A 13,071-nucleotide genomic window follows, 5' to 3' on the forward strand; every position below is an offset into this window, starting at 1 on the left:
ACGGATGCATGGCAGGATCCGCATTCTGCTGTGACGCCGTGTCCATGGGTGAGGTCGCTCCGGCCGTCGACGGTGGCATCCATCCCCTGGTGGATGCCCTGGCGGAGCGGATCCGGCTCTGTCGCAACGCTCTGCCGGATCTGGCCCCCCTGGCGATCGACCCCGAACTGGAGGCGATCAGCGGCAGCCTGGACGGGGATGCTCTGTTCATCCGCAACGAGGTGCATCGCTGCCGGGGCCTGCGCAAGCTGCACCTGGAAACGGCGCGCCTCGGGGCCGGGCTGCAGATCCTCCATTGCGTCTTCTTCCCCGACCCCCGCCACGACCTGCCGGTGTTCGGCGCCGACATCGTCGCGGGTCGGGGCGGGGTGAGCGCCGCGATCGTCGACCTCTCGCCGGTGGGGGAGACCCTGCCGGAGCCCATCGCCGAGGCCCTGGCCGGTCGCGACCGGCCCGCCTTCGCCCAGGTGCGCGAGCTGCCCCCCTGGGGCTCGATCTTCTCCCCCCACGTCCTGTTCGTGCGGCCGGAGTCGGAGGCGGAGGAGCGGGGGTTCGTCGAGGAGGTGGCCACCTTCCTCGGCGTGCTGGCGGCAGCGGCCGCGACCAGCCCTTCCCAAGCTCCTGACGATCCAGCTACGGTTGCGCGATGGCGCGGGCAGTTGAGGTATTGCAAGCAACAGAAACAAAACGACAAGACCCGGAGGGTGCTGGAGAAGGCCTTCAACCCCCAGTGGGCCGACCGCTACATCGAGGACCTGCTCTTCGACGACCCACCGGTCCCCTCCGCAACGGCCTGATCGTTGCCGGCGTGGTCGGCCTGGTGGTGGGAGGTGTCGTGCTCTATCAGCGCCTCCAGCCCGCCAGACCCCCGGCGGCCGCCGTCGCCCGGCCGCCGGCGCCGGTGGAGGCCGTGGCGGCCCTGGGGCAGCTGGAGCCCGACGGTGACGTGCGCGTCCTGGCGGCGCCGATCACCGGCATCGGGGGCAGCCCCCGCATCACCGAGCTGCTGGTGGCGGAGGGCGATCGGGTGCGGGCCGGCCAGCTGCTGGCCCGCTTTGACAACCAGCCGCTGCAGCGGGCGGAGCTGGAGCTGATCCGCACCCGGATCGCCAACCTCAGCCGCCGCCTCACGATCCAGACCCGGGACCTGGCGCGCTACCGCAAGCTGGCCAGCGATGGCGCCTATTCCGCCGCGGATCTCGATGTGCTCGAGCAGCGCACCCTGGAACTCCAGGGCCAGCTGCAGGAGGCCAGGGCCTCGCTGGTCAAGGCCGGCACCGATCTGGTCAACACCGAACTGAGGGCCCCGATCGACGGCACCGTGCTGCGCATCCAGTCCCGCGTCGGCGAACGACCCGGGGACAAGGGCATCCTCGAGCTGGGGGCCAGCGACCGCATGGAGGCCTCCGTGGAGGTCTACGAGAGCGACATCGACCGGGTCCGGGTCGGCCAGGCCGTCACCCTGACCAGTGAGAACGGCGGCTTCGACGGCACGCTCCGGGGCACCGTGCGGCGCATCAGTCCCCAGGTCCGCCAGCGGGAGGTGCTCTCCACCGATCCCACTGGCGATGCCGATGCCCGCGTCGTCGAAGTGCGGGTGCGTCTCGATCCCCAGGATGGAGCCAGAGTCGCCGACCTCAGCGGCCTGAAGGTCATCGCCCGCATGCAGCCATGACCCTCTGGCAGGGACGCCGCATCCCGCTGGCCTGGCTGCTGCTCACCCGCCAGCCGATGCGCCTGGCGGTGGCCCTGGCCGGGATCACCTTCGCCGGGATCCTGATGTTCATGCAGCTGGGCTTCCGCGACGCCCTGTTCGACTCCAGCGTCACGGTGCACAAGCTGTTCGACACCGATCTGGTGCTGCTCAGCCCCCGCAGCAAGAGCTCGATCAGCATGACCGGCTTCCCTGAGCGACGGCTGGTGCAGGCCTTGGCCGATCCGGACGTGACCGGCATCACCCCGGTTCACTGGAATCTTTTGCTCTGGCGCAACCCCCAGACGAAGGGCACCCGGGCCATCTTGGCCCTGGGATTCGAGCCGGGAGATCCCCTGTTTCTCGATCCGGCCGTCACGGCCTTGGCCCCCCGCCTCACCCAGAAGGGCCGCGTTCTCTTCGACGACCTGTCGCGGGATGAGTTCGGACCAGTTGCGAAATGGTTCAAGGAGGGCCGCGTCGTGGAGAGCGAGGTGGGCGGCAAGCGCTTGCGAGTGGCGGGGCTGTTCAGCTCAGGACCCTCCTTCGGCGCCGACGGCAACATCCTCACCAGCCGGGAAACCCTTCTGAGCCTGGTGCCGAACAATCCACCCGGCAGCATCGAACTGGGGCTGATCCGCCTGCGTCCAGGAGCCGACCCCGCCCAAGTGGCAGAGCGTCTGCGCCGGTTGCTGCCGGAGGACGTCACCGTGCTCACCAAGCAGGGCTTCCTGGATCTGGAGATGGACTACTGGCGCACCAGCACCGCCATCGGCTTCATCTTCACCCTCGGCGCCGCCATGGGCTTCGTGGTGGGCTGCGTGATCGTCTATCAGATCCTCTACTCGGATGTGAGCGACCACCTGCCGGAGTACGCCACCCTGATGGCCATGGGATACAGCCTGCTCACCCTGCTCGGCGTGGTGGCCCGTGAGGGGCTGCTGCTGGCGATCTTCGGCTACCTGCCGGCCTACGCCGCCGGTCAGGTGCTGTACGCCGCCATCCATGCCGCCACCAAGCTGCCCGTGGCGATGGCCGGCGACCGGGCCATGACGGTCTTCCTGATGATCCTGGTGATGTGCATGGGATCGGCGGCGATGGCGATGCGCAAGCTGGGCGACGCCGATCCGGCCGACATCTTCTGAGCCGAGCCTGCTTCCGAACCGATGACCACCCTCCTGCCCGGAACCGCCCCAGCCGCCGCCCCCAGCGGGGATGGCCCCGCCACGGTCGCGGTGCGGCGTCTCAGCCACTGGTACGGCACCGGCGCGATGCGGCGCCAGGTGCTGCAGGGCATCGACCTGGAGATCCACCCCGGCGAGGTGGTGCTGCTCACCGGTCCCTCGGGCTGCGGCAAGACCACCCTGCTCACCCTGGTGGGGGCCCTGCGGCAGGTGATGGAGGGGTCGGTGCGGGTGCTGGGCTGCGAGCTGAACGGCTCCAGCCGCCATGAGCGCCAGCTGCTGCGACGCAGCGTCGGCATGATCTTCCAGGGCCACAACCTGCTGCGTTGCCTCACCGCCGAGCAGAACGTGCAGATGGGGGCCGACCTGCTGCCCGATCTGAGCTATCGCGCCCGCCGCGACCTCTCACGGGAATGGCTGCGGGCCGTGGGCCTCTCCGATCACCTGGGCAAGCTGCCCCACGACCTCTCCGGCGGCCAGAAGCAGCGGGTGGCCATTGCCCGCGCCCTGGCCGCCCACCCCCGCCTGCTCCTGGCCGACGAACCCACCGCCGCCCTCGACAGCCGCACCGGCCGCGAGGTGGTGGAACTGCTCCAGCGCCTGGCCCGCGACGAGGGCTGCGGGGTGCTGATGGTGACCCACGATCCCCGCATCCTTGATGTGGCCGACCGCCTGGTGCGGATGGAGGACGGCCGGCTCTGGGCCCAGGAGGCCGTGGTCGGGTGAGTAGGGTGGAATCTTCCAGTCTTTTCAAGGCTCCCATCCCCTATGTCGAAACGCAGGAATCTCAAGAAGGAAAAGCAGGAGCGCAACCGGGCCTACGCCCGCAAGTTCAAGAAGCGCAAGCTGCGCAACGACGGCCGCGGTGAAGGGGCCGGCAACGGTGTGACCGGCACGGCCAACAACGGCGGCGCCGCCGACTGACCGGACCGGTCCGGCCATGGCGGCACCGGGGGGATTCGCTGCGGATCCCCCCTTTTTCATGGCCCCTCCACCGTGGTCTCCCCACCGTGGTCCTTACACCGTCACCCGATGTTCATCAGCGTCGTCATCCCCACCTACAACCGGCTGCCGATCCTGCGCCAGTGCCTGCAGGCCCTGGAGCGCCAGGAGACCGGCGGCCCCCTGCAGGCCTATGAGGTGGTGCTCGTTGACGACGGCTCCACCGACGACACGGTGCGCTGGCTGGATGCCCACGCCACTGCCTTTCCCCATCTGCGGCTGATCCGCCAGGACCATGGCGGTCCGGCCGAAGGGCGCAACCGCGGCGTGGAGGAGGCCCGTGGCGATGTGATCGTCTTCATCGACAGCGACCTGGTGGTGACGGAGCGGTTCCTGCTGCACCACGCCACAGCCCTGGCGCGGTCCTGGGATGAGAGCGGCGACCGGCTCTGCTTCACCTACGGCGCCGTGATCAACACCCACAACTTCGACGACCCGACCGCCGAGCCCCACAAGCTGCGGGACCTCTCCTGGGCCTACTTCGCCACCGGCAATGTGGCGATCGACCGCCGGGTGCTGGAGCAGTCGGGCCTGTTCGACACCGGCTTCCGTCTCTACGGCTGGGAGGACCTCGAACTCGGCGAACGGCTGCGCCGCATGGGCGTGCGGCTGGTGCGCTGCCCCGAGGCGGTGGGCTACCACTGGCATCCACCCCTGAGTCTGGAGCAGATTCCCGATCTGGTGCGGGTGGAGCGGGAGCGGGCCCGGATGGGTCTGGTCTTCTACCGCAAGCACCCCACCTGGCGGGTGCGCTTCATCATCCAGTACACCTGGCTGCACCTGGTGCTCTGGGAGCTGCTCACCCTCGGCGGCCTGATCAATGAACGCAGCCTGCGGCCCTTGCTGCGCTGGCTGATCCGCCGTGGCCAGGCGGGCCTGGCAATGGAGCTGCTGCGGCTGCCCCTCAACCGCTTCGGGGTGCGGGCCCTCCACGCCGAAGCCCGCCAGCAGGGCCATTTGGTAGGTTGACGGGGTAACCCCAACACCGCACACCTGCACGTTTCGGGTGATCCGCTCCCCTTCCTGTGGCGCGGCATCCCTGGCAGGTGGAGGCCAACCCGAAACCCCCCCAACCCCATGGCTGTCGTCACTCTCTCCGAGATGATGGAGGCTGGTGCCCACTTCGGACACCAGACCCGTCGCTGGAATCCCAAGATGTCGCGCTACATCTATTGCGCGCGCAACGGAGTCCACATCATCGATCTCGTGCAGACCGCCGTCTGCATGAACAACGCCTACAAATGGACCCGCAGTGCCGCCCGCAGCGGCAAGCGCTTCCTGTTCGTCGGCACCAAGAAGCAGGCCTCCGAGGTCATCGCCCAGGAAGCGGCCCGCTGCGGCGCCTCCTATGTGAATCAGCGCTGGCTGGGCGGCATGCTCACCAACTGGAGCACGATGCGGGCCCGTATCGACCGCCTCAAGGACCTGGAGCGGATGGAGTCCTCCGGCGCCATCGCCATGCGGCCCAAGAAGGAAGCTGCCGTGCTGCGTCGTGAACTCGACCGCCTGCAGAAGTACCTCGGCGGTCTGAAGAACATGCGCCGGCTGCCCGATGTGGTGGTGCTGGTGGACCAGCGCCGCGAGACCAACGCCGTGCTCGAGTGCCGCAAGCTCGACATCCCCTTGGTGTCGATGCTCGACACCAACTGCGACCCCGATCTCTGCGACGTTCCCATCCCCTGCAACGACGACGCCGTGCGTTCCGTCCAGCTGGTGCTGGGTCGGCTGGCGGATGCCATCAATGAAGGCCGCCATGGAGCGCAGGATCAGCGCGGCGGCGACGACGACGCCTGAGCCGTTCTCTCCCTCCCGACCTCCCCCACTCCCACCCCATGGCTGAGATCACAGCGAAGCTCGTCAAGGACCTGCGCGACAAGACCGGCGCCGGCATGATGGACTGCAAGAAGGCCCTCACCGAATCCGGCGGGGATGCCACCAAGGCCGCCGAATGGCTGCGCCAGAAGGGCATTGCCACCGCCGAGAAGAAGGCCGGCCGCACGGCGGCCGAAGGGGCCGTCGGCAGCTACATCCACACCGGTGCCCGCGTCGGCGTTCTGGTGGAGGTGAACTGCGAGACCGATTTCGTGGCCCGCGGTGAACTCTTCCAGGAGCTGGTGCGCAACGTGGCGATGCAGATCGCCGCCTGCCCCAACGTGGAATACGTCAGCACCGACGACATCCCCCCCGAAGTGGCAGAGCGCGAGAAGTCCATCGAGATGGGTCGCGACGATCTCGCCGGCAAGAAGGAGGAGATGAAGGTGAAGATCGTGGCGGGGCGCATCGGCAAGCGCCTCAAGGAACTGGCCCTGATGGACCAGCCCTTCATCCGCGACAACACCGTGACCGTGGGTGAGATGGTCAAGTCGGCCGCCGGCAAGACCGGCGAGAACATCCGCGTGCGCCGCTTCACCCGGTACACCCTCGGCGAGGGCATCGAGGTGGAGCAGTCGGATTTCGCCGCCGAAGTGGCGGCGATGGGCAAGGCGGCCTGAGCCGGAGCCGTTGAGCGACCCGTCCGATTCGATCGATCTGCCGGGTCAGCTCCAGGCCCTGTCCCGGCGGCTGAGTCAGTCGAACCCGGAGCTCTACCGCCACGTGGCCCTGTACCTGCAGGTGCTGCGCCAGGTGCTGCCCCAGCAGGTCCGCCAGGCCTGCTTCCATCTCGCCACCCAGGTCCACCCGCTGCGCTACAGCGAGCTTCCGGTTGAGCGCCGGCGCCTGCTGCATGGCCAGATCCAGGAGCTGGTGGGACGGTGCTGCAGCCTGCTCACGGTGGAGCAGCTGGTGATCCTGGCGGCCCAGATCTCCCGGGAACGCCAGCGGCGCGACCGTCATGAGCGGGAGCAGCTGCTGGAGGAACTCACCTGGGAGGGGGACGGCGGGGCCGGGGAGCCGGAGCCCCTGCCGCCCGGTTCGGTGCAGATCGCCTTCGCCCCGCCCCTGGCCGGCGGATCCTTCCTCTGGGGAGCCCTGGGCCGTGGCGAGGCCCCCCCGCCGGACCGAGACGAAGGGCGGCGGGGCGATCCGGACGACGGGCCTCCGCAGCATCGGGACGGCGCCCAGCCCGAGGACCCTGACGAGGACTCCGAGGAGGATCCCGATGAGGACTCCGAGGCGGATTCCGAAGATGACGCCCCGGACGGGACCCCGGGAGGGTCCGGGCCGGAACCGGCGGACACCCTGTGGCAGGCGGGACGACTGCCTGACGATCCCGAGCGGGTGCTGCGCTGGATGGACGGCATGGAGCTGGCCCTGGGCCGGCGCCTGCGCAACCTCTCCCACGCCGTCAATGTCGAGCTGCTGCGCGGCGGCGTCAGCCGCAGCCTGCTGCCGGTGAGCCTGCTGGATGCGGTGCTGGCCGGCCAGCTCGAGACCATGGCCGCCCCCGCCAACCTGATGCGGCTGCCCCTGCCCTTCCCTGGCGCCCGTGCCCCCCAGGCCCAGACCCTGGCGGTGCTGCTGCGGCCCACCGATCTGGAGCTGGAGGAGCCCCGCCTGCGCACCTGCCGGCGCCGGCTGCAGCAGCATCGTCAGGAGGTTCGCAGAATGGCCCAGCAGTTCCGTCGCCTGCAACGGCGGTTACGGATCCATCAGGCCGAACAGCTTTGGCTGCAGGACATCCGCCCCCCATCGATTCCGAACGACTGAACGGCCCCCCCTCCGTGGAGGGACCGGCGCTGCCGTCGTCGGAGGTCCTGGAGAGCTGGTGCATGCCCCTGCAACTGGCCTGCCGCCTGGAGGCCGAAGCCGGCTTCGGCGATCTCCAGGGCCGTCGCGACCGGTTCAGCGGCTTCCTCGCCACCACCCTGGCGGTGCCGCCCGAGGGGCTCGAGCCCGCCGAGCGCCAGCAGCTGGCCGCCCTCGCCCGGGACGCCGCCGGCTACGGCGATCTGGCGCTGGCGGGTCGCCAGACCCTGGTGCGGCGCCTGCGGCAGGCGCTGCACGAGCTGCGTCGCCGGCGGCAGGAGGTGCGGCCCGTCGGTCCCCCACGCCTGCGGCTGGCTCCCGCCGGACCGGCGGCGGTGCCGGACGGCGGTGGCCCCCGGGGGCTTGATCCCCAGACGCCCCTGGCGGAGGTGCCCGGCATCGGAGTGAAGACCGCCACCCGTCTCGCCGCCCTCGGCCTGCTGGTGGTGCGCGACCTGGTGCACCACTACCCCCGCGACTACCTCGATTACGCCCACCTGGTGCGGATCGCGGCCCTGGAGCCGGGGCGGACCGCCACCATCGTGGCGACGGTGCGCCGCTGCCATGCCTTCGGCAGCCCCCGCAACCCCAACCTGGCGATCCTGGAGCTGCAGGTGCAGGACGTGACGGGCCGGCTGCGGGTGACGCGCTTCTTCGCCGGCCGCCGCTTCAGCAGCCCGGGCTGGCTCAAGGCCCAGCAGCGGCTCTACCCGGTGGGGGCCACGGTGGCCGTCAGCGGCCTGGTCAAGGACAGCCCCTACGGCCCCTGCTTCGCCGACCCGCTGCTGGAGGTGATGGAGGCCCCCGGAGCGCCGGTGCGATCGGAGCGGATCGGCCGGTTCGTGCCCGTCTACGCCCTCACCGAGGGGCTCAGCGGCGAGACCCTGGCCCGGGCCATCGCCGCGGTGCTGCCGGCGGCGAGCCGCTGGCCCGATCCCCTGCCGGAGCCCCTGCGCCTGGAGCTGGGCCTGGCGCGCCGCGGTGAGGCGCTGCTGGGGCTCCATCGGCCCGCCGACCGGGAGGAGCTGCAGCGCTGCCGCCGGCGCCTGGTGTTTGATGAGTTCCTGCTGCTGCAGCTGGCCCTGGGGCAGCGGCGGGAGCGCCTGCGCCGCGCTCCGGCCCCGCCGCTGCTGCTGCCCAGCGGCGGCGAGGACCTGGTCAGCCGCTTCCTCGACCTGCTGCCCTTCCCCCTGACCGGCGCCCAGAGCCGCGTGCTGGCGGAGATCCGCGCCGACATGGAGCGCCCCCAGCCCATGGCCCGGCTGGTCCAGGGGGACGTGGGCAGCGGCAAGACGGTGGTGGCCCTGGCGGCCCTGCTGGGGGCCATTGCCGCCGGCTGTCAGGGGGCCCTGATGGCACCCACCGAGGTGCTGGCGGCCCAGCACTTCCACAAGCTGGCCGGCTGGCTGCCCCAGCTCGACGTCAGCATCGAGCTGCTCACCGGCTCCACCCCCGCCCGCCGCCGCCGCCAGGTGCTGCAGGACCTGGTCAACGGCCAGGTGAAGCTGCTGGTGGGCACCCACGCCCTGCTCGAGGATCCGGTGCAGTTCGACCGACTCGGCCTGGTGGTGGTGGATGAGCAGCACCGCTTCGGGGTGCGGCAGCGCAATCGGCTGCTGGCCAAGGGGCTCCAGCCCCACCTGCTGACGATGACCGCCACCCCCATCCCCCGCACCCTGGCCCTCTCGATCCACGGCGACCTCGACCTCAGCCAGATCGATGAGCTGCCACCGGGCCGCACCCCGATCCGCACCCGCCTGCTGCGGGGATCGGAGCGCGCGGGGGCCTGGGAACTGGTGCGCCAGGAGGTGGCCCAGGGGCAGCGGGCCTACGTGGTGCTGCCCCTGGTGGAGGAATCGGAGAAGCTCGACCTGCGCTCCGCCGTGGAGGTGCACCGCCACCTCGATGAGGAGGTGTTCCCCGAGCTCACGGTGGGCCTGCTGCACGGGCGGATGACCGGGGAGGAGAAGCAGCGGGCCATCAGCGCCTTCCAGGAGGGGCGCTCCCAGGTGCTGGTGTCCACCACGGTGGTGGAGGTGGGGGTGGACGTACCGGAGGCGAGCGTGATGGTGATCGAGCACGCCGAGCGTTTCGGCCTGGCCCAGCTGCACCAGCTGCGGGGCCGGGTGGGCCGGGGGGCCGCCGCCTCCCATTGCCTGCTGCTGCACGAGGGCGACAACGCCATGGCCCGCCAGCGACTGGAGCTGCTGGCCCGCAGCAGCGACGGCTTCGAGATCGCTGAGATGGACCTGCGGCTGCGGGGCCCCGGCCAGGTGCTCGGCACCCGCCAGTCGGGCCTGCCGGACCTGGCCCTGGCCAGCCTCAGCGACGACGGAGCGGTGCTGGAGGAGGCGCGGCTGGCGGCACGGCGGATCCTGGCGGAGGACCCGGACCTGGCCCGCCACCCGCACCTGCGCGGGGCCCTCGAGGCCCAGCGGCGCCGCTCGGTGGAGGCGGCCCAGTTGAATTGATCCAGACCACCGGCCCACCGGTCCGACCCGCGCCCGCCGCCCCCATGCCGCCCCTGCGCCCCTGGAGCCCGATCCCCATCGCCGATGCCGGCGAGCCCCTGGAGGACCTGCCGCCGGGCCTGTGGCGCCTGGAGCCCCACCCCTACCAGGCCCTGGGGGCGCCCTATGGCCCCGCGGCCAGCCCGTTCCGGCTGCGCCGGGGGGTGATCGAGCGTCTGGAGCGGGCCCAGGAGCGGCTGCGGCAGCACCGGCCCCAGTGGCGGCTGGCCATCTTCGACGCCTGGCGACCCCTCGCCGTGCAGGCGTTCATGGTGCGCCACGCCTTCCGTGCGGCCTGCCGCGAGCGGGGCCTCGACCCGGAGGCCTTCGGCCTCCCCCAGCAGGCCGTGGCGGCGGAGGTGGATCGCTTCTGGGCCCCACCCAGTGCCGATCCGGCCACCCCTCCCCCCCACAGCACCGGGGCCGCGGTGGATCTCACCCTGGCCGAGGCCAGCGGACGCCCGCTGGCCATGGGCGGCGAGATCGATGCGATCGGAGCCATCTCCGAGCCCGAGCATTACGCGGAGGCCGCCCCCGGCAGCGAGGCCGCCGATTGGCAGCAGCGGCGCCGGCTGCTGGCGGCGGTGATGGAGGAATCAGGCTTCGCCCAGCACCCCAACGAGTGGTGGCATTTCAGCCACGGCGACCAGCTCTGGGCCTGGCGCCGCGGCGAACCGCAGGCGCTCTACGGGGCCGTCGCGGGAAGCGTGGCCGGTGCCGCGGAAGGTGCCGGCTGAGCGGTGCCGGGTGCCGGGGCGTTGGTCACCGGGATCACGGTGCCCGGCAGGGTCAGGCCCAGTTCCCGGAACAGCACGCTGGCCTGGGGGCGGGTCAGCAGTCCCTTCTGGACGCAGCGCTTGAGGCTGGCCAGGGTCATGTCGTCCTGGACGCGGCGCAGCTTGGCCAGCACCGCCGGGCTCTGGTCGGCGAAGGGCTGCAGATGGGCCTTGTAGGCGGCCCTGATGGCGTCCGGCTGGCAGGCCAGGGGATCGGACTGGAAGTACTGAACCGGGGCCTGGGGCGCACGCGGGCGTTCCGCCGCCTCACTGGCCTGCCCCGGTCCCAGCAGCAGACCCGCCAGCACCGTGCCGAGCAGGGAGCCCAGCAGAGTCTGGATGGGGCCGGCGCAGGGGCGGCCCATCAGGCGGCGGCCAGCAGCTGGCCGACCCGTTCAGCGCCGATCCGCTCGACGAAGTCGCCGAAGCGGCTGCGGGTCCCCCCCTCGTCGCGCCAGGCCACCAGCAGCGGCTCCAGGGTGGCCTCCAGCTTCTCCAGGGGCATTTTCTCCAGATAGGGACTGGCCAGCCGGGTCAGGCCGTGGCTGCCGCCGAGCCACAGCTGGTAGGTGTCGACGGAGCTGCCCACCAGACCGATCTCGGCCATGTAGGGGCGGGCGCAGCCGTTGGGGCAGCCCGTCATGCGCACCAGCAGGGGTTTGCTGATCTCCAGCCGCTCCAGCAGGGCCTCGAGGCGATCGAGCACCCCGGGGAGGATCCGCTCGGCTTCAGTGATGGCCAGGCCGCACAGGGGCAGGGCGGGGCAGGCGAGGGCATGGCGGGCCAGGGGCGCCGACGCCTCGGGAGCGGTGAGGCCGAGGGCCGCCAGACCCTCCCGCACCGACCCCCGCTGGGCGCTGCCGATGTTGCAGAGCAGCAGGTCCTGGTTGGGGGTGAGGCGCACCTCCAGCTGGTAGGTCTCGATGAGACGGCGCAGGCCGCTCTTGAGCTCCCCCTGCAGGCGGCCGCACAGCACCGGCAGGCCCACGAACCAGAGGCCCGGCGACTGGCGGTGCCAGCCCAGGTAGTCGGTGAGCACGGCGGGGGGCTCCCGCCGCATCCCCTTGATCGGATGGGGAAAGTAGCGGCCCAGCTCGGTGCGGAACCAGTCCACCCCCCGGTCGTGGATCAGATACTTCATCCGGGCGTGGCGGCGCTGCTCCCTGTCGCCGTGGTCCCGCTGCAGGGCGACGATCGCCTGCACCAGCTCCAGCACATGGCCGGCGGCCACATAGCCGAGGGGATCGGCGGTGCGGGCGAAGGTCTCGTCCTTGTTGTGGGTCCGCCCCATGCCGCCGCCCACGTAGACGTTGCAGCCCAGGGGCCGGCCGGAGGGGTCGCTGAACAGCACCAGGCCGATGTCCTGGGTCAGCAGGTCCACCGAATTGTCCCCGGGGACCGTGACGGCCACCTTGAACTTGCGCGGCAGGTAGGTGGAGCCGTAGAGCGGTTCGGCCGCGTCACCGCTGAACACGGCACCGCTCTCCTGGAGCCTGCGCGCCTTCTTCACGGGCCCTTTGGGCTTGATCCGGTAGCTGAGGTCCCCGTCCACCCAGAGGTCGAGATAGGAGCCCTCGGCGGCCTGGGGAGCCAGCAGGTCGGCGATCTGATCGGCCAGCAGGCGGGCCTCCGGGTAGCCATCGCGCTCGAACGGAGCGGCCGGGGCCATCACGTTGCGGTTGATGTCCCCGCAGGCCGAGAGGGTGGAGCCCAGGGCCCGCACGATGCCGCCGATCACCTCCTTGAGATCGGTCTTCTGGACCCCGTGCATCTGGAAGGCCTGGCGCGTCGTGATCCGCAGGGTGCCGTTGCCCAGCCGGTCGGCGAGGGCATCGAGCGCCAGGTAAAGGGAGGTGGGGATGCGCCCGCCGGGGTTGCGCAGCCGCAGCATCATCTGCCAGTCCTTGTCAGCTCCCTTGCGACGTTTGTCCCGGTCGTCCTGCTGGTAACTGCCGTGGAACTTGAGGATCTGAACGGCAGGATCGGTGAAGCTGGGCAGATCGTTGCCCAGTTCGCCCGCCAGGGGATCGTGCAGGTGGCCGCTGCCGGCCTTGAGTGCCTCCTGCTTGGTGGGGGGCTTGGCGGGGGGAGCCGATGGGAGCGACGTGCTGTCGGCGACCGTCGTCGAGGACATCGGCATGGGGACGGGTATCTGAACTGAAACTAGCGAACGGGACGGGGCGCCCCGCCGGAGCTTCCGGCCGTTTCCCTCCTTTGCA

Annotated in this window: 13 protein-coding genes; 11 read left to right on the plus strand and 2 right to left on the minus strand. The window is 71.0% G+C overall.

Annotation, left to right across the window (positions count from 1 at the left end):
• The first annotated feature begins 44 nt into the window (after window positions 1–44).
• The 11 genes from KBZ08_RS03005 (at window position 45) to KBZ08_RS03055 (ending at window position 10,813) form a co-directional block, all read left to right on the plus strand.
• Entirely contained in the window at window positions 45–797 is a 753-nt protein-coding gene (locus tag KBZ08_RS03005) for a phycocyanobilin:ferredoxin oxidoreductase (protein ID WP_254971233.1), read from the plus strand.
• An 11-nt stretch (window positions 798–808) separates the two neighbouring features.
• Window positions 809–1,675, plus strand: coding sequence for an efflux RND transporter periplasmic adaptor subunit (locus tag KBZ08_RS03010; RefSeq protein ID WP_254971234.1), 867 nt, complete (start codon window positions 809–811; stop codon window positions 1,673–1,675).
• A complete protein-coding gene (gene devC / locus KBZ08_RS03015; RefSeq protein WP_254971236.1) occupies window positions 1,672–2,838 on the plus strand; it encodes an ABC transporter permease DevC in 1,167 nt (388 codons plus the stop codon). Before KBZ08_RS03010 ends, devC begins: the two co-directional genes overlap by 4 nt.
• A gap of 21 nt (window positions 2,839–2,859) precedes the next feature.
• A complete protein-coding gene (locus KBZ08_RS03020) occupies window positions 2,860–3,603 on the plus strand; it encodes a DevA family ABC transporter ATP-binding protein (protein WP_254971237.1) in 744 nt (247 codons plus the stop codon).
• A 42-nt stretch (window positions 3,604–3,645) separates the two neighbouring features.
• A complete protein-coding gene (locus KBZ08_RS03025) occupies window positions 3,646–3,801 on the plus strand; it encodes a hypothetical protein (RefSeq protein WP_011293689.1) in 156 nt (51 codons plus the stop codon).
• Window positions 3,802–3,909: 108 nt separating this feature from the next.
• Window positions 3,910–4,848, plus strand: coding sequence for a glycosyltransferase family 2 protein (locus tag KBZ08_RS03030; protein WP_106219941.1), 939 nt, complete (start codon window positions 3,910–3,912; stop codon window positions 4,846–4,848).
• 108 nt (window positions 4,849–4,956) lie between these two features.
• Window positions 4,957–5,673, plus strand: a complete 717-nt coding sequence (gene rpsB / locus KBZ08_RS03035; RefSeq protein WP_015108141.1) for a 30S ribosomal protein S2 — start codon at window positions 4,957–4,959, stop codon at window positions 5,671–5,673.
• A 38-nt stretch (window positions 5,674–5,711) separates the two neighbouring features.
• Window positions 5,712–6,371, plus strand: a complete 660-nt coding sequence (gene tsf, locus KBZ08_RS03040) for a translation elongation factor Ts (protein ID WP_106219942.1) — start codon at window positions 5,712–5,714, stop codon at window positions 6,369–6,371.
• Window positions 6,372–6,381: 10 nt separating this feature from the next.
• Window positions 6,382–7,527 (plus strand): hypothetical protein, encoded by a 1,146-nt coding sequence (locus KBZ08_RS03045; RefSeq protein WP_254971241.1) that lies wholly within the window; start codon window positions 6,382–6,384, stop codon window positions 7,525–7,527.
• 14 nt (window positions 7,528–7,541) lie between these two features.
• Complete coding sequence (gene recG, locus KBZ08_RS03050; protein ID WP_254971248.1) at window positions 7,542–10,037, plus strand: ATP-dependent DNA helicase RecG; 2,496 nt, start codon at window positions 7,542–7,544, stop codon at window positions 10,035–10,037.
• Window positions 10,038–10,081: 44 nt separating this feature from the next.
• On the plus strand, window positions 10,082–10,813 hold the full coding sequence (locus tag KBZ08_RS03055) for a M15 family metallopeptidase (RefSeq protein WP_254971249.1): 732 nt from the start codon (window positions 10,082–10,084) through the stop codon (window positions 10,811–10,813).
• On the opposite strand, the gene KBZ08_RS03060 is transcribed toward KBZ08_RS03055, so the two are convergent.
• Window positions 10,762–11,217, minus strand: a complete 456-nt coding sequence (locus KBZ08_RS03060; RefSeq protein WP_254971251.1) for a hypothetical protein — start codon at window positions 11,215–11,217, stop codon at window positions 10,762–10,764. The genes KBZ08_RS03055 and KBZ08_RS03060 overlap by 52 nt on opposite strands.
• On the minus strand, window positions 11,217–12,986 hold the full coding sequence (sir, locus tag KBZ08_RS03065) for a sulfite reductase, ferredoxin dependent (protein WP_254971252.1): 1,770 nt from the start codon (window positions 12,984–12,986) through the stop codon (window positions 11,217–11,219). Before sir ends, KBZ08_RS03060 begins: the two co-directional genes overlap by 1 nt.
• Between the last annotated feature and the right edge of the window lie 85 nt (window positions 12,987–13,071).

Source organism: Cyanobium sp. Candia 9D4 (assembly GCF_024346155.1).
GTDB classification, from domain to species: domain Bacteria; phylum Cyanobacteriota; class Cyanobacteriia; order PCC-6307; family Cyanobiaceae; genus Cyanobium; species Cyanobium minutissimum.

Bases quoted from the DNA above. Each gene is read 5' to 3' on its own strand.
- KBZ08_RS03005 (WP_254971233.1), top strand. From the start codon at position 45: ATGGGTGAGGTCGCTCCGGCCGTCGACGGTGGCATCCATCCCCTGGTG.
- devC (WP_254971236.1), top strand. From the start codon at position 1,672: ATGACCCTCTGGCAGGGACGCCGCATCCCGCTGGCCTGGCTGCTGCTC.
- KBZ08_RS03020 (WP_254971237.1), top strand. From the start codon at position 2,860: ATGACCACCCTCCTGCCCGGAACCGCCCCAGCCGCCGCCCCCAGCGGG.
- KBZ08_RS03025 (WP_011293689.1), top strand. From the start codon at position 3,646: ATGTCGAAACGCAGGAATCTCAAGAAGGAAAAGCAGGAGCGCAACCGG.
- KBZ08_RS03030 (WP_106219941.1), top strand. From the start codon at position 3,910: ATGTTCATCAGCGTCGTCATCCCCACCTACAACCGGCTGCCGATCCTG.
- rpsB (WP_015108141.1), top strand. From the start codon at position 4,957: ATGGCTGTCGTCACTCTCTCCGAGATGATGGAGGCTGGTGCCCACTTC.
- tsf (WP_106219942.1), top strand. From the start codon at position 5,712: ATGGCTGAGATCACAGCGAAGCTCGTCAAGGACCTGCGCGACAAGACC.
- KBZ08_RS03055 (WP_254971249.1), top strand. From the start codon at position 10,082: ATGCCGCCCCTGCGCCCCTGGAGCCCGATCCCCATCGCCGATGCCGGC.
- KBZ08_RS03060 (WP_254971251.1), bottom strand. From the start codon at position 11,217: ATGGGCCGCCCCTGCGCCGGCCCCATCCAGACTCTGCTGGGCTCCCTG.
- sir (WP_254971252.1), bottom strand. From the start codon at position 12,986: ATGTCCTCGACGACGGTCGCCGACAGCACGTCGCTCCCATCGGCTCCC.